Annotated in this window: 21 protein-coding genes and 4 pseudogenes; 19 read left to right on the top strand and 6 right to left on the bottom strand. The window is 34.8% G+C overall.

The annotated features are described in order from the left end of the window. Positions 1–14 precede the first annotated feature (14 nt). From ACQ9BO_RS18400 to ACQ9BO_RS18370, 7 genes and pseudogenes are all read left to right on the top strand, one after another. Positions 15–635: a TolC family protein gene (locus ACQ9BO_RS18400; protein ID WP_431245155.1), complete on the top strand. Its 621-nt coding sequence runs from the start codon at positions 15–17 to the stop codon at positions 633–635. Positions 636–647: 12 nt separating this feature from the next. Then, positions 648–1100, top strand: coding sequence for a hypothetical protein (locus ACQ9BO_RS18395; protein ID WP_431241913.1), 453 nt, complete (start codon positions 648–650; stop codon positions 1098–1100). Further along, positions 1091–1549: an HlyD family secretion protein gene (locus tag ACQ9BO_RS18390; protein WP_431241912.1), complete on the top strand. Its 459-nt coding sequence runs from the start codon at positions 1091–1093 to the stop codon at positions 1547–1549. The genes ACQ9BO_RS18395 and ACQ9BO_RS18390 overlap by 10 nt, the downstream gene beginning before the upstream one ends. A 9-nt stretch (positions 1550–1558) precedes the next feature. Then, positions 1559–2509: an ATP-binding cassette domain-containing protein gene (locus tag ACQ9BO_RS18385; RefSeq protein WP_431241911.1), complete on the top strand. Its 951-nt coding sequence runs from the start codon at positions 1559–1561 to the stop codon at positions 2507–2509. Then, a pseudogene (locus ACQ9BO_RS18380) lies at positions 2499–3241 on the top strand (ABC transporter ATP-binding protein). The gene ACQ9BO_RS18385 and the pseudogene ACQ9BO_RS18380 overlap by 11 nt, the downstream one beginning before the upstream one ends. Position 3242: 1 nt before the next feature. Next, positions 3243–4350: pseudogene (locus tag ACQ9BO_RS18375) on the top strand (ABC transporter permease). Beyond that, positions 4347–5471, top strand: coding sequence for an ABC transporter permease (locus ACQ9BO_RS18370; RefSeq protein ID WP_431241910.1), 1125 nt, complete (start codon positions 4347–4349; stop codon positions 5469–5471). The pseudogene ACQ9BO_RS18375 and the gene ACQ9BO_RS18370 overlap by 4 nt, the downstream one beginning before the upstream one ends. Before the next feature lie 21 nt (positions 5472–5492). Here ACQ9BO_RS18370 and ACQ9BO_RS18365 read toward each other — a convergent pair whose 3' ends face one another. From ACQ9BO_RS18365 to ACQ9BO_RS18350, 4 genes are all read right to left on the bottom strand, one after another. Next, a complete protein-coding gene (locus ACQ9BO_RS18365; protein WP_431241909.1) occupies positions 5493–6569 on the bottom strand; it encodes a hypothetical protein in 1077 nt (358 codons plus the stop codon). Positions 6570–6923: 354 nt separating this feature from the next. Next, entirely contained in the window at positions 6924–7214 is a 291-nt protein-coding gene (locus tag ACQ9BO_RS18360; protein ID WP_431241908.1) for an EamA family transporter, read from the bottom strand. Further along, the gene (locus ACQ9BO_RS18355; RefSeq protein WP_431241907.1) at positions 7178–7810 is read right to left on the bottom strand and encodes a DMT family transporter; all 633 of its coding nucleotides are present in this window, start codon (positions 7808–7810) and stop codon (positions 7178–7180) included. The genes ACQ9BO_RS18360 and ACQ9BO_RS18355 overlap by 37 nt, the downstream gene beginning before the upstream one ends. Positions 7811–7826: 16 nt before the next feature. Beyond that, entirely contained in the window at positions 7827–8348 is a 522-nt protein-coding gene (locus ACQ9BO_RS18350) for a GNAT family N-acetyltransferase (RefSeq protein WP_431241906.1), read from the bottom strand. A 61-nt stretch (positions 8349–8409) separates the two neighbouring features. Here ACQ9BO_RS18350 and ACQ9BO_RS18345 point away from each other — a divergent pair, with 61 nt between their 5' ends. Both ACQ9BO_RS18345 and ACQ9BO_RS18340 read left to right on the top strand, forming a co-directional pair. Further along, positions 8410–8637, top strand: a complete 228-nt coding sequence (locus tag ACQ9BO_RS18345) for a LysR family transcriptional regulator (protein ID WP_431241905.1) — start codon at positions 8410–8412, stop codon at positions 8635–8637. After that, entirely contained in the window at positions 8570–9274 is a 705-nt protein-coding gene (locus ACQ9BO_RS18340) for a LysR family transcriptional regulator substrate-binding protein (protein WP_431241904.1), read from the top strand. Before ACQ9BO_RS18345 ends, ACQ9BO_RS18340 begins: the two co-directional genes overlap by 68 nt. A 3-nt stretch (positions 9275–9277) precedes the next feature. Here the strand turns inward: ACQ9BO_RS18340 and ACQ9BO_RS18335 are convergent, their stop codons facing one another. Then, positions 9278–9442 (bottom strand): GNAT family N-acetyltransferase, encoded by a 165-nt coding sequence (locus ACQ9BO_RS18335; protein WP_431241903.1) that lies wholly within the window; start codon positions 9440–9442, stop codon positions 9278–9280. A 29-nt stretch (positions 9443–9471) separates the two neighbouring features. Further along, positions 9472–9663: pseudogene (locus ACQ9BO_RS18330) on the bottom strand (GNAT family N-acetyltransferase); the annotation flags it as partial. 686 nt (positions 9664–10349) lie between these two features. On the opposite strand from ACQ9BO_RS18330, the gene ACQ9BO_RS18325 reads away from it, so the two are divergent. The 10 genes and pseudogenes from ACQ9BO_RS18325 to ACQ9BO_RS18280 all read left to right on the top strand — a co-directional run bounded on the left by ACQ9BO_RS18325 (position 10350) and on the right by ACQ9BO_RS18280 (position 23856). Further along, positions 10350–13382 carry a glycoside hydrolase family 2 TIM barrel-domain containing protein gene (locus ACQ9BO_RS18325; protein WP_431241902.1) on the top strand — a complete coding sequence of 1011 codons (3033 nt, stop codon included), beginning with the start codon at positions 10350–10352 and terminating at the stop codon, positions 13380–13382. A 194-nt stretch (positions 13383–13576) separates the two neighbouring features. Next, positions 13577–14059 (top strand): ligand-binding sensor domain-containing protein, encoded by a 483-nt coding sequence (locus ACQ9BO_RS18320; protein ID WP_431241901.1) that lies wholly within the window; start codon positions 13577–13579, stop codon positions 14057–14059. Continuing rightward, complete coding sequence (locus tag ACQ9BO_RS18315; protein ID WP_431241900.1) at positions 14040–16067, top strand: ligand-binding sensor domain-containing protein; 2028 nt, start codon at positions 14040–14042, stop codon at positions 16065–16067. Before ACQ9BO_RS18320 ends, ACQ9BO_RS18315 begins: the two co-directional genes overlap by 20 nt. 2 nt (positions 16068–16069) lie before the next feature. After that, the gene (locus ACQ9BO_RS18310) at positions 16070–16306 is read left to right on the top strand and encodes a hypothetical protein (protein ID WP_431241899.1); all 237 of its coding nucleotides are present in this window, start codon (positions 16070–16072) and stop codon (positions 16304–16306) included. A gap of 32 nt (positions 16307–16338) precedes the next feature. After that, complete coding sequence (locus ACQ9BO_RS18305) at positions 16339–17643, top strand: hybrid sensor histidine kinase/response regulator transcription factor (RefSeq protein WP_431241898.1); 1305 nt, start codon at positions 16339–16341, stop codon at positions 17641–17643. Positions 17644–17724: 81 nt separating this feature from the next. Next, positions 17725–18965 (top strand): annotated as a pseudogene (locus ACQ9BO_RS18300) (DUF2264 domain-containing protein). Positions 18966–19136: 171 nt separating this feature from the next. Further along, positions 19137–20144, top strand: a complete 1008-nt coding sequence (locus ACQ9BO_RS18295; RefSeq protein WP_431241897.1) for a glycoside hydrolase family 88/105 protein — start codon at positions 19137–19139, stop codon at positions 20142–20144. A gap of 378 nt (positions 20145–20522) precedes the next feature. Continuing rightward, positions 20523–20966 (top strand): carboxypeptidase-like regulatory domain-containing protein, encoded by a 444-nt coding sequence (locus tag ACQ9BO_RS18290; RefSeq protein WP_431241896.1) that lies wholly within the window; start codon positions 20523–20525, stop codon positions 20964–20966. Between the two features lie 32 nt (positions 20967–20998). Beyond that, complete coding sequence (locus ACQ9BO_RS18285; RefSeq protein WP_431241895.1) at positions 20999–21289, top strand: TonB-dependent receptor plug domain-containing protein; 291 nt, start codon at positions 20999–21001, stop codon at positions 21287–21289. Beyond that, complete coding sequence (locus tag ACQ9BO_RS18280; RefSeq protein WP_431241894.1) at positions 21280–23856, top strand: SusC/RagA family TonB-linked outer membrane protein; 2577 nt, start codon at positions 21280–21282, stop codon at positions 23854–23856. The genes ACQ9BO_RS18285 and ACQ9BO_RS18280 overlap by 10 nt, the downstream gene beginning before the upstream one ends. Positions 23857–23897: the final 41 nt, after the last annotated feature.

Below are 23897 nucleotides of genomic sequence, written 5' to 3'. Positions count from 1 at the left end.
ATGGCTACCAAACCATGCTTTCCTATTTAATTGGGAAAAACATCAATCAGTCAAAATTTGAAAAACCTATAAATGCTGTTGGTTTAGATACGTTGATTAAACGTCCAGAACAATTGCGTTTTTCGAATCAACGAAACTTGATAAACGCACAATCGGATATGCAAAAAGTAAGTTTAATGCCAAAAGTCGGCTTGCTTGGCGCTGGAGTTGTATTCGCGCCTGGAATTAATTTCGGAACAAATAAAATTTCGACCGTTGGTGTTGCTGGATTAAGCGTCAATTGGGATATAAAAGGCTTGTACAAAAATTCTAATGAAAAGGAATTGACAAAACAACAATTAAAGCAAGTCGATCTTCAAGAAGAAACGTTTTTGTTCAATACCAGATTTCAAATGAATCAAAAAACGGCTGATATTGAAAGGCAAACTTCAATTTTGAAAGATGATGATGCGATTGTAAAACTTCGCCAAACCATCCGTGAAGGATATCAACTAAAATATGACACTGGCGCCGGTCCGTTAATCGATTTGTTGAACGCGACAGAAAAAGAAGGAAATGCGCGAGCAGAGAAAGCTTTGCACGAAATTCAGCTTTTAATGAGCGCTTACGAATACCAAACAATCAAAGGAAATTAATACCAATATATTATGAAAAAGATAAAGCTTTTATGTTTTTTAGCGACAACGTTTTGCTTGTTTTCCTGCACTAAAAATGAAAATGAATTTGATGCGTCTGGATCTTTTGAAGCTGTAGAAACTATTTTATCCGCGGAAGCGAATGGACAAATATTAAAATTCAATGTTGAAGAAGGACAGCAATTAGAAGCTGGACAAAAAGTTGGTTTTATTGATAGTACTCAATTATCGATCAGCAAAATGCAGTTGAGACAAAATAAAAAGGCAATTTTAAGCGGAAGACCTCAAGAGCAGATTCAAACTGAAAGCTTAAAGAAACAACTGGCGAATGCGCTTTTAGATCGCAACAGAACTGAGAAATTGGTAAAAGGTGGCGTGGCTTCGCAGAAACAATTGGATGATGCCAACGCAAAAGTGGCGACTTTGCAATCTCAAATTGCGGCGCAAAAAATTCTTTGGAAATAACAAACGAAAATCTGACCGAACAAGGAAATACAGTTGGTGTTCAGCTAAAAGGAATTGACGACCAATTGAATAAAAGCGTTATTGTAAACCCAATCAAAGGAACCGTTTTGGCAAAATATGCCGAACAATACGAAATGGCAGTCGTAGGGAAACCTCTTTATAAAATTGCCAATCTTGAAACGCTTGATCTGCGAGCTTATATTACCGGAACACAATTGCCACAAATTAAAATTGGACAGCAAGTTAAAGTCAGAATTGATGAAGGCGAGAAAAAATATAAGGAATATCAAGGCACAATAAATTGGATTTCAGATAAATCAGAGTTTTCACCCAAAACAATTCCGACGAAAGACGAAAGGGCAAATTTGGTTTATGCAATAAAAGTACGTGTCAAAAATGATGGCTTTTTGAAAATTGGTATGTACGGCGAGGTTCTTTGGTCAAAATAAAACAGTTTTATGCCTGCAGTTGCGCTACATAATATTACTAAAAAATACGGCGATTTTGTTGCCGTAGATAATGTGTCTTTTGAAGTCAAGAAAGGCGAGCTTTTTGGACTGATAGGTCCAGATGGAGCTGGAAAAACCTCTATTTTTAGAATTTTGACCACATTGTTATTAGCTGAAGAAGGCACGGCAACGGTTGAAGGCCATGATGTTGTAAAAGATTTTCAGGAAATTAGAAATAAAGTGGGGTACATGCCAGGGAAATTTTCGTTGTATCAAGATTTGACTGTGAAAGAAAATCTGAATTTTTTTGCTACTATTTTTGGAACTACAATCGAGGAAAACTACGAATTGATAAAAGATATTTACGACCAAATAAAACCGTTTAATGATCGACGTGCAGGAAAACTTTCTGGCGGAATGAAACAAAAACTGGCTTTATGTTGCGCATTGATTCATAAGCCTGAAGTTTTGTTTTTAGATGAACCTACAACAGGAGTTGATGTGGTTTCCAGAAGTGAATTTTGGGAAATGCTCGACAAACTGAAAAAACAGCAAATCACAATAGTCGTTTCAACTCCTTATATGGATGAAGCAAAATTATGTGATCGCATTGCTTTGATTCAGAACGGAAAAATAATGAAAGTTGATGCGCCACAGCAAATTATAAATGATTTTCCAAAACCGCTTTTTGCCGCTAAAGCGAAAAATATTTACAAGCTTTTGAAGGATTTTCGAACCGATGCGACAATTGAAAGTTGCGATGCTTTTGGAGAATTTATTCATCTTACTTTGACATCAGAAACTGCGAATGAGGAAATTATAAAAGCAATTGCAGAAAAGTACAATCCGGAGAATTTTGAAGTCAAAAAGATAGAACCAACGATTGAAGACAGTTTTATTCGTTTTATGAGAGAACAAAGCAATTCAGAAGAATCTAAAGAAGTATCAAATGGAAAATAAAGCTATAGTTTGCAAAGATCTAACCAAGCAATTTGGTGATTTCAAAGCGGTGGATAAAATCAGTTTTGAAGTCAGCGAAGGCGAAATATTTGGTTTTCTCGGTGCAAACGGAGCGGGAAAAACAACGGCAATGCGAATTCTATGCGGACTTTCTTTTCCTACTTCTGGAGAAGCCAGTGTAGCAGGATTTGACGTTTACAAACAACAGGAGAAAATCAAGAAGAATATTGGTTATATGAGTCAAAAATTCTCTTTATATGACAATTTAACTATTCTGGAAAATATTGAATTTTATGGCGGTGTTTATGGGGTTTCTCGACCAGAAATAAAAGAAAGAAGCCAAGATTTGGTCAAAACTTTAGGTTTGGAAAAAGAAGCTAAAAAATTGGTTGGCGGATTGCCTTTGGGCTGGAAACAAAAACTGGCTTTTTCTGTAGCAGTTTTTCATCGGCCAAAGATTGTTTTTTGGATGAACCAACTGGCGGTGTCGATCCAATTACAAGAAGACAATTTTGGGATATGATTTATGAAGCTTCAGCCAACGGAATTACGGTTTTCGTAACGACGCATTATATGGACGAAGCCGAATATTGCAATAGAATAAGCATTATGGTTGATGGCAGAGTGGAAGCGATAGATTCGCCGGCAGGATTGAAAAATCGTTTCAATACCACTTCTATGGATGAAGTTTTTTATGAATTGGCACGAAACGCTAAAAGGGCGACAGATTAATATGAAAAGATTATTGGCTTTTATTCGAAAAGAATTTTATCATGTATTCAGGGACAAAAGGACTTTGCTGATTCTTTTTGGGCTTCCTGTTGCACAGATTATTCTTTTTGGATTTGCGTTGAGCAGTGAAGTTAAAAATATCGGAATTGCGATTCAGGATAATGCACATGATATTCATTCTGAAAAAATTATTAGAAAAATACAATCAAGCGATTACTTTCATGTCGAAAACCCGATTTTGGATTATAAAGATGTTGAGAATCGATTTAAAGACGGAAGCATAAAATGTGCTGTCATTTTTCCGTCAAATTTTGGTTCTGAAATACAACGTCTTGGTGGCGCAAAAATTCAAGTGATTGCCGATGCTTCAGATCCAAATACTGCAACTATTGTAACGAATTATTTAACAGCAATTGTTGGGGATTACCAACGAGAATTAAATCCAACGGCTAAATTAAATTATCAAATTGTTCCAGAATTAAAGCATCTTTACAATGAACAGCAAAATGGTTCGTTGAATTTTATTCCGGGCGTTATTGCCTTGATTTTTATGATTGTGAGCACAGCGCTGACTTCTGTGTCAGTGGTACGCGAGAAAGAACTTGGCACTATGGAAATTCTGCTTGTGTCGCCTTTCAAACCTATTATGGTTTTGATTGCAAAAGCAATTCCGTATTTAGTGCTTTCATTGATTAATTTTATACTGATTTTATTTTTGTCGGTATATCTTCTTCATGTCGAAATAAAAGGGAGTTTTTTATTGCTTTTTGCCGAAAGTATTTTGTTTATCATTACGTGCCTTTCTTTAGGTTTGCTGATTTCAAATGTGACAGATTCACAGCAAACGGCAATGTTGATTTCGATGATGGGAATGATGTTGCCAACGTTGATACTTACAGGTTTTATGTTTCCGCTGGAAAATATGCCTTGGATTTTTCAAGTTGTTTCGCATATTGTACCTTCCCGATATTATTATACTATTGTAAAAGCCGTAATGCTGAAAGGTTTGGGTTTTGAGTTTGTCTGGAAAGAAACTTTGATATTGGCCGGAATGGCGAGCATTTTTATTGACCGTGGCTTTGAAAAAATTTAAAATCCGTTTATCATGAAAGTGCTCCGATTTATATTGCAGAAAGAATTTCGCCAGATATTCAGAGATAAAACCATTTTGGCGATGATGTTTATGGTTCCCACAATACAACTTATTATTTTGCCTTTGGCGGCAAACTTTGAAGTGAAAAATGTAAACATCGCTTATGTGGATCACGATCATAGTTCATATTCTCAAAAACTGACAAACAAAATTGGCTCATCTGGATATTTTCATATTGTGGGCGCTCCAACTTCCTATTTAGGAGGATTAGAATTGATTGAAACAGGAGAAGCCGATTTGATTTTAGAAATTCCATCTGGATTAGAACGAAATTTGGTCAGAGAAGGAAGCCAGAAAGTAAACATCGCCGCAGATGCCATTAACGGAACAAAATCAAATATTGGATCTGCATATCTAAATGTGGTGTTAGCCGATTTTAGCCAAGATCTTGACATCCGGTTTAAATTGCCAAAACAATCTGCTTCGATTTCTCCGTCATTAATTACTTTGACCAGCACCAATTGGTACAATCCAAGAGCCGAATACAAGTATTATATGGTTCCTGGAATTTTGGTTTTGCTACTCACATTAATCGGCGGATTTATCACGGCACTCAATATTGTAAAAGAAAAAGAAATTGGAACGATCGAGCAAATCAATGTAACGCCTATTCAGAAATGGCAATTCATTTTAGGAAAATTAATCCCTTTTTGGATCGTCGGAATGATCGTGTTTACGGTTGGCCTCACGGTAATGTATTTGATTTATGGAATATTCCCAAAGGGAAGTCTTGCCGTATTATATCTTTTTGCGGCTGTTTATTTAATAGCTTTATTAGGTCTCGGACTTTTGATTTCTACATTTGCAGATACACAGTTGCAAGCCATGTTTATTGCCTTTTTCTTCATGATGATTTTTATGTTGATGAGCGGTTTTTTCACCAGCACAGACAGTATGCCAAATTGGGCTAGGACAATGTCTGAGTTTACGCCAGTAACACATTTTATTAAGGTCGTGCGCTTGATTGTTTTAAAAGGAAGCGGTTTAAAAGAAGTTGGAAGAGAACTTTTGTACTTAGGTATTTTTGCTGTAGTTTTAAATGCGCTCGCAATTTACAATTATAGAAAAACGAGTTAAATAAAAAAGTCTTTAGTTTGATTATTCGTACGGTAATATAGGTTCAGGATCAAATAAATAAGATTTTTGAGTTGAACTTATCATATTGTTTTCTTTATCTAAAGTAATATATATAGTTCCATATGCTACAAGATACTTTTGCGCCGTATTTTCTTTAAATCCAAGGTAAATAGGACGTTCTCTCAAACTCATCGTTATATTTTCTCCTTTTTGATTGAAATAATTATACAACTTTGATCTTTCTTTTACAGGAGGATATGTTGCATCTTCAGTTAAATAAAGACCTTCGGAAACTTCATATATCTCAGTTCTAATTTTAGATGAAGGAATAATTATATTGCCATTATAATCAATAATGTATTGATTGTCAGTGTCACCATTTCTTATATCTTCATACCTTCGATTTACAATAATTTGCCCATATTTATTAAAATTGCTAATTGTTGCTTGTATGTCAGGAAGTGATTTTACAATCTCAAAATTTTCATTTATGATTTTAAAGCTTCGGGTTTCACGTCGCGGAAATGGTTCTCCATAATAATTATAGCGCTGTTTTTCTTTAATTATTTCCTGTACTATGCAATGTCCGTTATAAAAATTGCTGTGGGGAACAAAAGCGCTTTCTATTTTACGGCCATTTTTATCAAAAAAGCCATTGTTATAAGTAAAGATTGTGCTTTTGGCTAATGGAATACCATTTAGTCTTTTGAAATCTTTCGGAACAGGTTGTATTTTTCCATCATGAACTAAAATGTATTTTTCCTGTTTATATTTTTTGACCAAATAATTGTTTGGATTCCAGTATTCTACAATACTGTCTTTTGTTGCTAATACTTCTTTTCCAGTTATTTGATCAATCAAAACAGAAACAAGCTTCTTCTTCTCGAAATAATAATTCAAATGCGGATTTTCTCGATAGTCAAATTCATTTGTGTATTTTAAATCGGTCAGGAATTTTCCTTTACTATTTACTAGTGCAAATTTTCCATTTCGCGAAGCAGAGCCATATTCTTCCGTCAATCCTGAGCGAATATTTTCATTTGTTAGTTCATTTGTTCCTTCAAAATAGTATTCGTCAATAAAATGCAACGCCTTCATTAATTCCAAAATATGAAAATCACCTTGAATACTGTAATTGTCGTTATTGGGTTTTAGACGGCTTTGACTTTTGTCTGCTTTTAAAATTGCTGTAATCCTACAGTTTTCAGGTATGTATAGATAGTCATATTCTTCAGATTCTAGCCCTTCAGGCCCAATAAAAACATAACCGTTTAGTGTTTTTTTATAGACAAATATCTGTTGATGATTTTAATGTCTCCCGTTTTTAGTAAATCTTGAGAAAAACACCAAAATGATTTCATCAGCAAAATGAGCAACAAAACTTTTTTCATAATTTCTCTTTTATAAGAAGATGCTCTTTTTTATAAAAAGGTTGGAACTAATATAATTATTTTAATTCTTTTTTGCTAAAAGCTTAAGCTTATCCGTTTTAAAATTGACTTCAGAAATAATAGTTGCAGAAAAAATTAGGGTTCCGCCCAAAAGAAGACGCCAACCTAGATTTTCACCCAAAATAAAAAATGCTCCAATAGCGCCAAAAACTGGTTCAAACAAATAAATGACAGCAACTCTTTCGGCTGATAAATAGCGTTGTGAAATATTAGAAACCGTGTACATATAAGCGGTTGAAAATAATGCACAGTAAATTACACCAAGCCAAAAAGTATTATTTTTGGAAGCCAATCTGCATGGCTGTCTGTAAGTGCAATGCAAAAAGTGAAAAGCGCGCAAAATGCAAACATTGGAACAATTGAATACAAAAGATTTTTTAAAGCCGAATGTTTTTCAACCGTAATTAAATAAACCGCAAAAGCAAAAGCTCCCGCAATGGTGTACAAATCGCCAATGTTTATTTCGAATTTTTCTTTGATAGCGATAATAAATAAACCTGTTAAAGCGGTAAAAGTCGCCACCCAAATTTTTAGTGAAGTATTGGTTTTATAAATCGCTAATTTTAGCAACGGAATAATTATAACGGTTAATCCGGCAATGAAAGAACATTGTGAAGCATTGGTATGTTTAAGTCCAATAGTTTGCAAATGAATTCCCAAAAACATCGGAATTGCTAGAATAGCTCCAGTTTTTATGGCTTCAAGATTGGTTTCTCTGACGTATTTCCAAAAAATTAGAGTCAAAACAAGTACTGCCAATAAAAATCGGTAAAATAAAAATGTTGCAGGAGAATAATCTCCAATTGCCATTTTTGTAATTGAATATGAAATTCCCCAAAAAGCTGTACCAATGATCAGCAAAATCAATAAAAGTCGTTGTTTTTCCATTTCGAAATTTATGTTTTTAGGATAAGACTTTTTTCATCATAAAATCGGTTTGCTCGTCATCGCCCAATCTAAAAATATGAGTATCAAATTGTACGAAACCGTTTTTAGTATAAAAACTTACGGCTCTAAAATTCTTTTCCCATACGCCAAGCCATATATACGAGGCGTTTAGTTCTTTTGCCGTTTTTAAAGCTTCTGCATATAATTCTTGTCCAATGTTTTTACCATGAAATTCTTTTGCAACATAAATGCGTTCAATCTCGAGAGCATTTTTATCTTGATTTTCAGTTTGAGCTTCTCCAGTGTTTAATTTCAAATAACCGATTACTTTTTCATCGATTTCTGCTAAATAAAAATAGGAGGATTTATTTTTAAGCTCGGAAGTCAATTTTTCCGTAGCAAAACTTTCTTCCAGATATTTTGCCATATTTTCTTCTGAATTTACTTCTGCAAAAGTTTCAGAGAAAGTTTTTCTGCCAATATCTTGAAGTTTTGCAATATCGCTTAGCGTTGCTTTTGTAATTTTTAGCGTATTCATTTTATTTCTTTTAATGCGTTAAAAGCTGTTTTTATTCTCAATAAATGCGTAAATTGCATCAATGGACTTACAGCAAATCAAATATTTTTTGGCTCTTGCCAAAGAACTTCACTTCTGGAACACTGCCGGAAAAATGAATATTACACAATCGGCATTGAGCAGACAAATTCAGTCGTTGGAAAATCAGTTAGGCGTACAGCTTTTTGAGCGCAACAAACGCAATGTCAAACTTACTGCGCGCGGGTCAATTTCTCAAAGAAAAATGGGAAGTCGAGCTCAGCAAGCTTGAATTTATTCATCAGTCAGCACGTCAGATTCAATTAGGCGAAAGCGGAACTATTACTATTGCGCATCCAGATTCTATTTCTGCTTCAATCATGCCCGATATTTTATCCCGAATTTCAGTTGCTTTTCCAAAACTCAAAATCAAATTGGTTCAAGTTCTTTATGAAGATCAGCAGGATTTTCTTCGAAATTATAAAATCGATTTGGCATTTACCAGAGATATAAATAATGCCAAAGATATTGCTTCAGAAAAATTCTATACTGATAATTTAGCCATCGTTGTTCCTGAAAATCATCCGTACAAAACGCCCGAAGATTTGACAAAAGAAACACTCGCTTTTCAAAAATTCATTCTTCCAACAAATGACGAAGGCGACAGTTACAGCGATTTGATTCAGAGATTATTCAATTCCTTTGAAAATGCTCCTGAGGTTTATCTTCATTCTGAATTCGGATCAGCGATTATCGCTTTGGTTCGAAAAGGACTCGGAATTGCAATTTTGCCTGATTCTTATCTTTTTCATGAAATTCCAGGCATTCGATTTATAAAAATGCCACTTCAAACCGATTTATTTATTAATTGGCGAACAGAAGATCATAATCCGGTATTGGCCAATGTTTTAAAACTGATTATCCCGTAATTCTTAATTTCTCAGCATTTCGATATGCGGAATTCCGTCTTCGTCGTACGGTGCGCCTTGCTCCATAAATCCAACTGATTGATAAAAGTTGGACAAATGATATTGTGCGCTAATCCGAATTGGGCCTTCGCCAAATTTTTCTTGACAGCCCGCAATCGAAGCTTCCATAATTTTTTTCCTAAACCTAATCCGCGATAAGCGGGAGCAATCACAACTCTTCCAATAGAAATTTCGTCATAAGACAAACCTGTTGGGAGCAATCGCGTGCAACCAGCCAATTCATTATTTACATAATATAACAGATGAAAACTTTTCTGATCCTTATTATCCAAATCCAGATAGATGCAATTTTGCTCTACCACAAAAACTTCACTTCTTAAACGGAGCATTTCATAAAGTTCCAAATTGGTAAATTCTCCAAATGCTTTAATTGCGTAGCTGTAATTCATTAAATACTGTTTTAACCTGTTGGGTGAAATTATTATTTTTCAATTTTGATTGCCATTTTAGATTCAAATCTGTGTAAATCTGCTGAAATCTGTAGAATCTTCGTGAAAAAATCGATGTGCAAAAGTATTTCACGCAGATTCTACAGATTTCAGCAGATCAAATTAGATTTTATTTGCTGAATAAAATTTTATTTTTTGTCAAAGATAAAATCCTGAGTAATGATATAAAATGCTATTTTTTTATCATGTGATGCTGAAAACGCATTAAAAGAGGGGGTAAAATTGTACAGAACTAGTACTAATACTAAAATGCCCCTTTTAGTATATCTAAATGGCCCTCATGTCTTTTAAGTGAATATCTAAATTTGTTTTCCAGAATTTGTCATCCCAAATTGATTTAAAGTGTACGTTTTTAAGATTTGGTTAGTGTTAGGGCCGTTCCTTTTTTATAAGTTTTTTATAAAGAAATGCTTTAAATCAATTTGGAATGACATTTTTTCTGTTTTTAAAACCAAAACCTTAGACAATCAAAAATAGTTAGATGAAGAAAATTTTTTTAGCGACTGTCGCTGTTTTTAAGTGCACAGATTAATTTTGCACAAACCAATGAATGGGAAAATCCGCAAGTGTTAGATCGAGGAAAAGAAGCCGGAAGAAGCTCGTTTCTTTTGTATAGCAATGCAGATGAATTAAAGGAAAACAATCCTAAAAAATCGGCATTGTATCAAAGTTTGAACGGACTTTGGAAATTCGATATTGTTAAAACTCCAGCACAGAGGCCAACGAATTTTTTCGAACCAAATCTTGATGTGAGCAAATGGTCAGAGATTCAGGTGCCTTCAAACTGGGAATTGCAAGGATATGATATTCCTATTTACACTAATATTACGTATCCATTTCCTAAAAATCCTCCTTTTATAGCAGGAGATTATAATCCTGTAGCAAGTTACAGACGTACGTTTACAGTTGCAGATTCTTGGAACGACAAAGAAATTATACTTCATTTTGGCTCTATTTCGGGTTACGCCAGAGTATTTTTAAACGGAAAAGAAGTCGGAATGACCAAAGCGTCAAAAACTCCGGCTGAATTTAATATTACTTCATTTTTGAAGAAAGGCGAAAACTTAATTGCGGTTCAGGTTTTTAGATGGCACGACGGAAGTTATTTAGAAGATCAGGATTTTTGGAGATTAAGCGGAATTGAACGCGACGTTTATTTGCAAGCAATGCCTAAAACGGCTGTTTGGGATTATTTTGTAAAAAGCGATTTAGACAATCAATATAAAAACGGACTTTTCAATATTGATGTTACTTTAAAATATTTCGAAAACAACAAGATCAAAAATCCGTCTATTAAAGTTGAATTGTGTGATAAAGAAGGAAAAACAGTTTATTCTGAAAACAAAAAGGTAAATGCTAAAGAACAAAATGTTAGCTTTTCGAAAACAATTGAAAACGTAAAACAATGGAATGCCGAAACGCCAAATTTATACCGTTATACGATTACTTTATTAGACAATAAAGGGAATGTGCTTGAAGCGGTTTCTAAAAAGACAGGTTTCCGAAAAGTTGAAATCAAAGACGCACAGCTATTAGTAAACGGAAAAGCGGTGATGGTAAAAGGTGTAAATATTCACGAACATGATGATGTAAACGGCCACGTGCCAAACGAAGAATTGATGCGAAAAGATCTTCAATTAATGAAGGAATTCAATATCAATGCGATTCGTATGAGCCATTATCCGCATGATACAAAATTGTATGATTTATGCGATGAGTATGGATTTTATGTTGTAGATGAAGCCAATATAGAATCGCATGCAATGGGAGCAGAATGGCAAAATTGGTTTGACCAGAAAAAACATCCGGCGTATTTGCCAGAATGGGCGCCGGCGCATTTAGACCGTATTAAAAGAATGTTCGCTTTTGATAAAAATCATCCTTCAATTATCATTTGGTCATTAGGAAATGAATGCGGAAACGGTCCCGTTTTTTATGATGCCTACGATTGGTTGAAACAAGTCGATTCAACGCGTCCAGTGCAATTTGAGCAAGCGGGAGAAAATAGAAATACAGATATTGTTTGCCCAATGTATCCAGGAATTAAAAGTATGAAATCCTATGCATCGGCAGATAAAAAACGTCCTTACATAATGTGTGAATATGCGCATGCAATGGGAAACAGCGGTGGAAATTTTCAAGAATATTGGGACATCATCAACAGCAGTAAACACATGCAAGGCGGTTTTATTTGGGATTGGGTTGACCAAGGAATAAAAACGAAAGATGCAAACGGAAAAACATTTTGGGCTTATGGAGGTGATTTAGGAGCTTCAAAACTTCAAAATGACGAAAATGGTTGTGCTGATGGTGTGATTTTTTCAAACAGAACGCCAAAACCAGCTTTAAGCGAAATTAAAAAAGTATATCAAAATATTCATTTTCAGCTTGATAATGAAACAGATTTAACGGTGAAAAACCTTTATAATTTTACCAATCTTTCTGATTTCAATTTTAAATGGGAATTGGTTAAGAATGGCGTAATTGCAAAATCAGGAGAATTTAATCTAGATGTTGCGCCTGAAGAAAGCAAAAAAGTAGCTTTAGATTTAGGTTCAATCGATTCTGATTCAGAATATTTTGTGAATGTTTATGCGGTTTCAAAATACGATGCGCCTTTGGTTGCTAAAGGACATGAATTTGCAAGAGAGCAGTTTGCAATTGGAAAAGGCTCTTATTTCAAAAATAATGAAAGCGCAAAAACGGCTTCAAAACTAAAGTACACAGTTAAAAATGATGTAGTTTCTTTTGAAACTGAAAATGTTGCTGGAGAATTTGATCTTAAAAAAGGAGAAATTCTGAAATACAATTTGAAAAATGATTCAAATCCAATTTTCACCAATTTCCCAACTCCATATTTCTGGCGTGCGCCAACCGATAATGATTTTGGAAGCAACATGCCAAATAAATTAGTGGTTTGGAAAGAAGCTTCAAAAAATGCTACAGTTGTAAGTGTCGTTTTAGACAAAAAAGCAACTGATGGATTATTGATAAAAGCAGTTTACAAATTGGCAACAATTGATGTTCCTTACACAGTTGATTATTTGATTCAGAATAATGGAGCAATAAAAATTACGGCTTCTATTGATTTAGCTGGAAAAGAATTGCCTGAAATGCCACGTTTTGGAATGCGCGCACAGTTAAACGGAAGTTTCGATAATTTGACATATTACGGAAGAGGTCCTTGGGAAAATTATTCAGATAGAAATTCGGCGGCGTTTGTTGGTGAGTATTCAGATAAGGTTATAAATCAGTACACTAAAAGTTATATTCGTCCGCAAGAAGGAGGTTATAAAACGGATGTTCGTTGGCTGACTTTGAAAAATGAGAAAAGTCAAGGCCTAAAAATCGAAGGATTACAAGCTCTTGGTTTTAGTGCTTTGAATATTTCGACAGAAATGTTGGATCCAGGAAAAACAAAAGCGCAACGCCACCCGTCTGATTTGGATTTAGATTCTAAAGAAGCTGTTTATCTTCATATAGATTATAAGCAAAGAGGTGTGGGAGGTGATGACAGCTGGGGCCGTTTGCCACACGATCAATATCGTTTAACAGACAAAAAATATACTTATTCTTATATCATTTCATTGGTTAATTAATTAAGAATTGTATGTGTTTTTTACAAGAAAACCTATGATTTATTTTCATAGGTTTTTTTTAAGATTAATTTAATAATTGTATTTTTCACACGAATAATTTATAATTCTCATTTTTAAAGGAAATAATACTATTCAAAAAATATATACTTAATCTCAAATCCGAAATTTTGAAAACCAAAATTCTATATTTTTTAGTGTTTTTAATTTGTTGCACAGCTAATTCACAGACTGCAGGAAATGCTATTCCCAAATTTGGACAAAAGAAATATGATATCAGGTATATCGGAATAAAAAATGGTCTTGCTAATAATGCTGTAACCTCTGTTTATAAAGACAAAAGAGGTTTAATGTGGTTTGGAACTTATGACGGAATCAGTCGCTATGATGGTTATAATTTTTTAAATTTCAGAAATGAGCCAAATGATGCTAATTCTTTAGTAAACAACAGAGTTGTAAGTATTTGTGGGACACAGAATGAAATTTGGATTGGAACAAAAGGAGGGATTTCTGTTTACAATTATTTGAGCAATCAATTTAGTACAAAGAATTATGTCAATGAAAAAACGTCTAAAAGTGAAAAGATAGATTTTGTTGTCAATCAAATCAGGGATTATAAGTCAAAAATGTATATCGCTACTGCAGGAAAAGGATTGCTGTATGCTCGCAGGAGAAAATGAAAATATTGTTCAAATTCCGCTTTTAGTAAAAGGAAAATTAAAGTGGGATTTTCACGTACAAGAATTAGATTTTGATGCTTCGGGCAAATTATGGTGCTCTGTTGCGGGCGTAGGTTTAGTGGCAATGGAATCTGGGACTAAAAGACTTTCTGTTGTTTTTGAGAGTACTGTTGGAAGTGGCTGTATTTTATTCGACAAATATTCAAATATTTGGATGGCGACTGAAGAAGGACTTTTGAAATACAATACAAAAAATAAAACACATCATCTTTATGCCAATCAGGAAATTCAATATCCAATTTCTGATTTGATGTTTAAGGCTTCTGCCAATGAACTTTGGATTGCTACAAACGGGAATGGAGTCGTAAAATACAATTACAATAAAGATTCTTTTTCGCTTTTAAATGCTTGTCTAGATGAGGAAAAACTCAACAGCAACGCTATTTCATCGTTATATTTAGATAATGAAAATCGAGTTTGGATTGGAACCTTGCGTGGAGGAGTAAATACGATTGAAGAGACAAAAAGTCCTTTTGTGACCATTTCTAAAAACGAGCTGACAAAAAACACTTTGCCAAGTGATTTTATTCTTTCGTTATGCGAACAAGATTCTGAAAACCTTTGGATTGGGACAGATGGAGCAGGCGCAAGTCTTTGGAACAGAAAAACAAATACGTTTAGCAATTATTCGTATAACGCAAATAATCCAAATTCACTCAGCAATAATTTCGTTTCGGCTATTTTAAAAGACAGCAAAGGAACTTGGTTTGGAACTTACGGTGGCGGAGTTTGTCTTTTTAATTCTCAAACGCACAGTTTTAAGAAATACAATCTTTTTAATCCAAAACTTAAAGGAGTTCAAAAAAATATTTGGGTTTTATTCAAATGCAAAAAGAATATTTTATGGGCGACTTCTCCAGATGAAGAAGGCTTGTACCGATATAATGAAATTACAGACCAATTTGATTTTGTGAACGCTGGAATTCGCGGTATTATTTCGATGGCGGAAGATCAGAATAATCTTTGGATTGGGAATTTTTCAAAGTTATTCCGATTCGATACCAAAACAATGCAACGAAGAGAAATCGACGTGAAATATCCAGTTCGATCTATTGTTTCGCATTCTGATTCAAAAATGCTTGTGGGTACAGAAGGTGGTGGTTTGATGATTTTTAACCCGAAAACTTTTGAAAGAAAATTTCTAACACAGCGAAATGGCCTGCCTAATAATTCAATCTTAAACATTGTTCGTGATAAACAGGGCGCTTATTGGTGCAGTACATATAACGGAATATTTGTATATAATATTGATACCGGAAAAACCACCAGTTATCATGATGCTGACGGACTTCAGAGCAATCAGTTTAATTACAATGCGGCGCTCAGGCTTTCTACTGGAGAAATCGTATTTGGTGGCATCAAAGGATTTAATATTATTGATACCAAAGTAAACAGCCAACTTCACGCTTTTCCTAAACTGGTGATTACTTCGATTAAAGTCAATAATAAAGTGTATGATCAAGAAGGTTTAGGAGCTTTCGGAATTGAAAAACTGAAGCTTCCTTATGATGAATCAATGCTTAATATTGATTTTGCGGCATTAGAATATAGTTTGCCTGAAAAAATTTCTTATGCCTATTTTTTAGAAGGCTGGGATTCGCAGTGGCATTATGTTGATAATATAAGAAGCGCAAATTATTCCAGAATAACCGAAGGCGATTATGTTCTTAAAATAAAATCTACAAATGCGGAAGGAGTTTGGAACACAAAAGCGATTTCAATGCCTGTTACCATATTACCGCCTTGGTACAGAAGTGGTTGGGCATACTGTTTTTATTTTATAGCCTTTCTGTTTATTATTTACGCCGTTGACAAATATCAGCGTGAACAAGCAAAACTTAAATATGAAGTACGTCTTTCTCAAGATTTGGCAAAACAAGAAAAAGAATTGAACGAGAAAAAACTAACTTTTTTACCAATATTTCGCATGAATTCAGATCGCCTTTAACGATGATTATTAATCCACTGAAAGATATTATTTATGGTACTGAACAGCAGATTGATCCTGTAGCGATAGAAATGGTTTACAGCAATTCAAGAAGACTTTTGAGTTTAGTAGATCAATTGCTTTTGTTTAGAAAAACAGAAACCGAAACCGGAAAGCTAAAAGTGGGGCAGATTGATATTGTTGAATTATCTAAAGAGGTTTTCAGCTGTTTTGTGCATCATGCAAAATCAAAAAAATAGATTACAGTTTTAGTATTTCGGAGGAAAATTTAATGGTGTATGTCGATCGGGAAAAAATAGAAATGGCATTGTTCAATCTGATTTCCAATGCCTTAAAATTTACCGAAAAAGAGAATGGAAAAGTCGCTGTCAATTTGCGTTGCACAGAAAATGAGATCATTATAAATGTTATTGACAACGGAGAAGGAGTTTTAGATGCCGACAAAGACAAAATATTTAATTTGTTTTATCAGTCGGGTAAAAACATCAAAAATAACCGCAAAGGATTTGGTATTGGTTTGTATCTCGTAAAGCAGTTTATTGAACAGCATCACGGAAAAGTAAGTTGTCGTGATAATGAAAACGGTGGTTCTGTTTTTGAAATTAGACTGCTTCTTGGGAAAGAGCATTTTGGCGATATTGAGATTCGTGAAGATTTGAGCGATAGAACTTTATTTCTGGATGAAGCTTTAGAAGAAACTGCTATTCGAGAAACTGTTTTGAAGCCAATTGAAGAAGAACCTGAAACTGTAAAAGATTTGATCAAAGATGCTAAAAGCATTGTAATTGTTGATGATAATGTACAGATTAGGAATTATTTAAAACGAATATTAGCTCCAAAATATCACGTTACCGCGACTGAAAATGCCGAAATGGCTTTAAGTATTGTTAAAAAAGTACAGCCAGATTTGATTATTTCAGATGTTGTGATGGGAGAAATGAACGGCGTGGAGTTTTGCAAACACATAAAATCAGATGCCGATTTAAAACATATTCCTGTAATTCTTCTTACCGGAGGAACGTCTGAAGATGTAAAATTGAAAGGAGCCGAAGTTGGAGCCGATGATTATATTACAAAACCATTTGATAATGATTATTTGTTGGCCAGAATCAACGGGATCCTGACGCGACGTGATAGTGAGCAAAATTATCTTCTTAATTCGGTTACAAAAAATGTGGCGGGTCCGAAATTGTCTGATGAAGATAAAAAACTCCTCGATAAAATCATCGAACTTATTGATTCTAATTTAGATGTTGACAATTTTAATATTAAAGAATTGGCATCAGAACTGGGAATGAGTCATTCTTTGGTGTACAAAAAAATTAAAAAAATTACAGGCAAATCGGTTTTGGAATTTACTCGAAATGTCCGTCTTCGAAAAGTTGCAACGTTATTAATTACAACCGATTTGCAAATAAGCCAAGCGGCTTCGATTGCTGGTTTTGGCGATATTAAATATTTCAGAAAACATTTTCAACAGTTTTATAATCTGAATCCTTCGGAATTTAAAAAGAAGTATCAAAATGTGAAGGATAACAAATACATTCTGAATGAGAGTTTTTGGAAATCAACGTAGAAAAAAGAAGAGAGAAAAAAGAAGAGAGAAAAAAGAAGCAAGAAGCAAGAAAAAAGAATATAAAAAGATAAAAGAAAATATATGAGTCATCGTTTTAAAAATGCTGTTTTAGCAGTATTTATTTGTTTACTAGCACTGAATGTTCAGGGACAATCAAAGAAACCAGAAAAAGATTCTCCGGAAAAAGTGCGTGAGTTTTTTGTGGCTTCTTTGGTGAAAATTGGTGATCCGGTTTTAACTGCCTTGAGCAATAATCAGTTGAAAACGTTGATGCCTGTCGAAAGATCGCCAGGCGCATGGGACGACCGAAAACATGTAACGTATTTAGAAGCTTTTGGAAGAACGCTTTCGGGAATGGCGCCGTGGCTGGAATTAGGAGCTGATAATACTCCCGAAGGAAAGTTAAGAGCAAAGTATATCGCTTTGGCACAAAAATCTATTCACAATGCGACTGATCCAACTTCGGCTGATTTTATGAATTTTGTAAAAGATAAACAGCCCTTGGTTGATGCGGCTTTTTTGCACAAGGTTTATTGCGTGCGCCAAAACAGCTTTGGGAACCGCTTGATGAAGTTACAAAAGCAAATGTTATTACGGCACTAAAATCGACTCGAGTGATTGAACCATATCAGAGCAATTGGCTTCTTTTTGCAGGAATGGTCGAAGCGGCGATTATCAAATTTGATAAAGAAGAAGATCCAAACCGATTGAATTTTGCTTTATTGAAACATAAAGAATGGTATCTAGGTGATGGAATTTATGGCGACGGACCTGATTTTCATTGGGATTACTATAACAGTTTTGTGATTCATCCGATGCAGTTGGATATTCTGAATCTTTTGAAAGAAAAAAACAGCGACTACAAAAAAGATTTTGAAACAGAATTGAACAGAGCGAGACGTTATGCGACAATTCTGGAAAGATTGATTTCTCCAGACGGAACTTATCCGCCAATTGGAAGATCATTGGCGTATCGTTTTGGAGCTTTTCAACTTTTGTCGCAAATAGCGCTTTGGAAAGAACTTCCAAAAGAAATTGCTCCTTCGCAAGTTCGTTCGGCGCTTTATTTCATGATTAATAATCAAATAAATGCCAAAGAAACTTTTGATAAAAATGGCTGGCTTCAGATTGGTTTATACGGTCATCAACAAAATATTGGCGAAGGTTATATTTCAACTGGAAGTTTGTATTTGTGTACAGAGGCCTTTTTAGTTCTTGGGCTTCCGGCTTCTGATTCTTTTTGGAGTGATCCTTATCAGCATTGGACACAAAAGAAAATATGGTCTGGTCAGGAAATTCCAATTGATCATGCTTCAAAATAACTAAACTACTAACCTTATTATAATTATGAATTTAAAAAAATCAATTTTTATGGCATTTATGGCAGTTTCATTACTTGCTGTTGGCTGTAAAAGCACTGCTGTAAAACAGGAATCGGCAATAAAAGAATCTAAAAAAGAGGTTATCGCAATTATCGATAAAGTAAATAATCGTTGGCAGACGACACATACAGAACCAGGAAATTCTTTTGGCATGTTTCGGCTTATCATACCGGAAACATGGAGGCTTATAAAGTCACTAAAAACAAAAAATATTTGGATTATTCTTTGGCTTGGGCAGAGAAAAATCAATGGATGGGCGCCAAATCAACTGATAAATCAAAATGGAAATACAATTACGGCGAAACCGATAAACATGTATTGTTTGGCGATTGGCAGATTTGTTTCCAGACTTATATCGATTTATACAATTTTACAGGCAAAAACGATCCTAAAAAAATTGCCCGTGCGCAAGAAGTTATGGAATATGAAATGAGTACTTCAGCAAACGATTATTGGTGGTGGGTTGACGGTTTGTATATGGTGATGCCTGTCATGACAAAGCTGTACAACGTTACCGGAAACGAAATGTATCTTGAAAAACTACATACTTATCTACAATATGCAGACAGTATTATGTATGATTCGGAATCAAAATTATACTTTAGAGATGCTAAATATGTTTATCCAAAACATACAAGTGCGAATGGCAAGAAAGACTTTTGGGCGAGGGGAGACGGATGGATTTTTGCTGGCTACGCTAAAATAATTCAAGATTTACCAAAAAAATCGAAGCATAGAGCGGAATACATAAAGCGTTTTAAAGATATGGCTCAAGCATTGACGTCAGCACAACAAAAAGAAGGCTATTGGACAAGAAGTATTTTGGATCCAGAACATGCTCCAGGACCTGAAACTAGCGGAACTGCATTTTTTACGTATGGTTTTTTATGGGGAATCAACAACGGAATTTTAGATAAAAAGACCTATTTGCCAGTAGCAGAAAAATCTTGGAATTATTTAACCACTTTCGCGCTTCAAGCAGACGGAACTGTTGGTTATGTACAGCCAATTGGCGAAAAAGCGATTCCGGGACAAGTCGTTGATAAAAATTCTACAGCTGATTTTGGTGTGGGTGCTTTTTTATTGGTCGCTTCAGAAATGTATCGTTTTGTGAAATAGTTTTCAGCAAAATAATAAGAGATGAATCGGCTTAATTTCATGTAGAAGTTAAGCCGATTTTTTGCAAAAAATGCAGATTTTGAAAAATGAATTTCGCTGTTATTTATATAAAATTTTGTGCATACTGTAAATATTGTTCTTGACGAAAAGAGATTTCATATTTATGGAATTTTGATTTTAGCAGTGATTTTTTTGAAAATATCTTAAAAACCTAGTGTTTTTGCGGTAAGATACCAATTTGACCCTTGTATATTATCATATTTCCCCCTCCACAACAATAGTGTTCTGCTAGATTTGTAACTCAAATTGAATGCAGTATTTCATATACAGCGACGATTTAACCAAACTAATTATTTAACCAAAATTACAACCAAGAAAATGAAAAACTTTATTAGGAAGATGAAGACTCCTGATTATGGATCTGCATTTGATTTTAAAAAGAAATTGGCCATTTTTTGTGTACTAGCTTCTTTAACTCAAGTTCAGGCATACGCAGGAATACCTTCAGGAACAAATGCGCTGGAAAAAATGGAACAGCAAAATGGAATCACTGGACAAGTTAAAGACCAAAACGGAGTGCTGCTTCCAGGAGCTACAGTTTCGATCAAAGGAACTAAAATTAGTACGATTACAGATTTTGATGGAAAATTTGATTTAAAAGGAGATCAAAATGCAATATTAGTTGTCTCTTATATTGGGTATGTGACTCAGGAAATTCAAGTAAATAATAGAACAAATATTGCAGTAAAACTGGTAGAAAATGCGACATCTTTGAGTGAGGTTGTTGTAGTTGGATACGGTAAAATGAAAAAAGTGATTTAACAGGATCAATAGTTCAGGTTAAACCAGATGCTTTGGCTAACCAAAATCCGCAAACGGTTCAAGATTTATTGAGAGGTGTTCCGGGATTAAAAGTTGGTTATTCTGCTGATGCAAAAGGAGGAGGATCTTTGCAGATTCGTGGGCAAACTTCTGTCTACAATCCTGATGGAGCTAATCATAATTCGCCTCTTATTATTTTAGACGGAATGCAGTTTTATGGTGAACTTTCAGAAATCAATCCTGATGATGTTGGCCAGATTGATGTTTTGAAAGATGCATCGGCAACAGCAGTATATGGATCTAAAGTCATGCGATGGGTGTAATTGTTATTTCTACTAAAAAAGGAAAAACAGGCAAGCCGATTATTAATATTACCACAAACATGACGGTTGTTAACGAAAGTGCCTATCGTAATGTATATTCTCCAGAAGGATATGTAAAATATCGTGAAGATTGGGAGACTGCTAAAACATATGGCACAAATACAACAACTGGAAATTATGAGGCATGGGTTACAGGAACAGTCGCGGGTAAACCGGGCTATTACACAAATCCTAGTCAATTAAGTCAGTACGGTATAACAGAGGCGCAGTGGCTTGCTTATCAGCCAGCGGCACAAATTCAAGGAAAAAGCTTGAATGAAGTGTGGGGATTGCGCTTAGGTATTACGGATGCTACGCTTTTGAAAAATTTTGTTGATGGAAAAACGCACGATTGGTACGACAGTACTTTTAGAACAGGAATAAACCGCGACAATAATTTAAGTGTTTCTGGAGCAAGCGATAAAGTAAATTATTATATCTCTTTGGGCTATTTAGATTCAGAAGGAGCTATTCAAGGTAATGACTATACAGCAGTTCGTTCCAATATGAAAGTGGATGCTAAAGTTACTGATTGGCTTGAATTTGGAGCAAATGTTAATTTTCAAGATCGTTCAGACGGAGATATTTCTGTGGGTACAGGAACTAATTACTGGGATGCCAATATGTTAAGAAACAGCCCGTTTGCGAACTTTAAAGAAACAAACGGCGACTATGCAAGACAGCCAATGGGACCAACAATTGGTGGATACAATTATTATTACGATCGCCAGTATATGGATCTTGACAGAGGCTACACTGTATTGAACACTATTTTCAATACAAAGGTTACTTTGCCTTATGGTATTACGTATTCATTTAATGCTTCTCCGCGTTATGAATTCTTCTACAATCGTTATTTTCAGTCTGCGGGCAATAAAAACTGGAGCGCCGCAAACATAGGAGTAGACAGAGAAAATGGTAAAAAATTCACTTGGAACATCAACAACACAATAGCTTGGGATCATACATTTAATGGAAAACACCACATTATTGCCACTTTTGTTCAGGAAGCTGAAGATTTAAAAACATGGTCAGATCGTATTGATGCAAATAATATTCAGCCTTCAGATGCTTTAGGATATCACAATATTGCGAATGCGACACTTGCAAATAGTTCATTTACAGCAACAGACACGCATCAAACCGCTGATGCATTGATGGGAAGAATTTTCTATTCTTACGATAATCGTTATATGATTACAGGAACAGTACGTCGCGACGGATACTCAGCTTTTGGTGCTTCTTATCCTTATGCCACTTTTCCTTCTGTAGCATTGGGCTGGAGTTTTAATAAAGAAAGTTGGTTTCATTGGGCGCCAATGAGTACTGGTAAACTACGTCTATCTTGGGGTAAAAACGGAAACAGATCGCTTGCAGATCCTTATTTGGCTTTAGCAAACTTAAGTTCTGGTACAGGAGCAACAATGGGATATCTGGATGCTTCAGGAAATATTGTGGATATGAAATACCTTGGAATTGATCGTATGGCAAATCCTAATTTGCAATGGGAAAAAACAACAGCATCAAACATTGGTCTTGATCTTGGTTTCTTAAATGACAGAATTACAAGTACAATCGATATTTATAGATCTGTTACTCACGATATGATCATGAGTCAGCGTCTGCCAGAGTTTACTGGTTTCTCATCAATTGCAACGAATCTTGGAGAAGTTGAAAATAAAGGTATTGAAATCGCTCTGAATACTTTAAATATAAAAAATCCAAACTTTGAATGGTCAACGATGTTTGCTTTTTCATACAATAAGAATACGATCAACAAATTGTATGGCAACATGGAAGACGTTAAAGATGCCAACGGAAATGTTATTGGAACTAAAGAAGCAGATGATAAAACGAACGGATGGTTTATCGGCAGACCAATTTCTCAAATCTGGGATTATAAAGTAATCGGAATTTGGCAGAAAGATGAAGCTGTTGAAGCCGCAAAATACGGACAACGCCCAGGTGACCCAAAAATCGAAAACAGTTATACTGCTGATGACGTAAACGGAAAACCAACCTATAACGAAAAAGACAAACAGTTTTTAGGACAAACAGCACCGCCAATCAACTGGTCGCTTCGTAATGAATTTAAATTTTATAAAAATTGGAATTTGGCAATCAATATGTATTCATACACGGGGCACAAATCAATGGATGGACGTTATATGAATAATTATAATGATGGAAGTTTGTACACAAACAACTACAATCCGTTTGTAAATCCATACTGGACAATTGACAATCCGACAAATGAATGGGCGCGTCTTGATGCAAGAGGTCCTGCAGGAGCTGGAGTTGCAAGATTGTATAATCGCAGTTTTATTCGTTTAGACAATATTTCGCTAGCGTATTCTCTTCCTAAAGATTTAATAGACCGCCTGCATGTCAGAAACTTCAAAATTTATGCTTCTGTTCAAAATGCGGCAACATGGTCAGCTTCTAAAGAATGGAAATATTTTGGAGATCCAGAAACAGGAGGGCTTGCTACACGAATGTTTAATTTAGGATTCAACGTTTCACTTTAAAAATTAGTCAATAATGAAAAGATATATACAAAATAAAATTT

This window comes from Flavobacterium sp. P21, assembly GCF_050632225.1.
Lineage (GTDB): Bacteria > Bacteroidota > Bacteroidia > Flavobacteriales > Flavobacteriaceae > Flavobacterium.
Note: the sequence above shows the minus strand (reverse complement) of the source record. Positions and strands in the feature narration are given on the sequence as shown.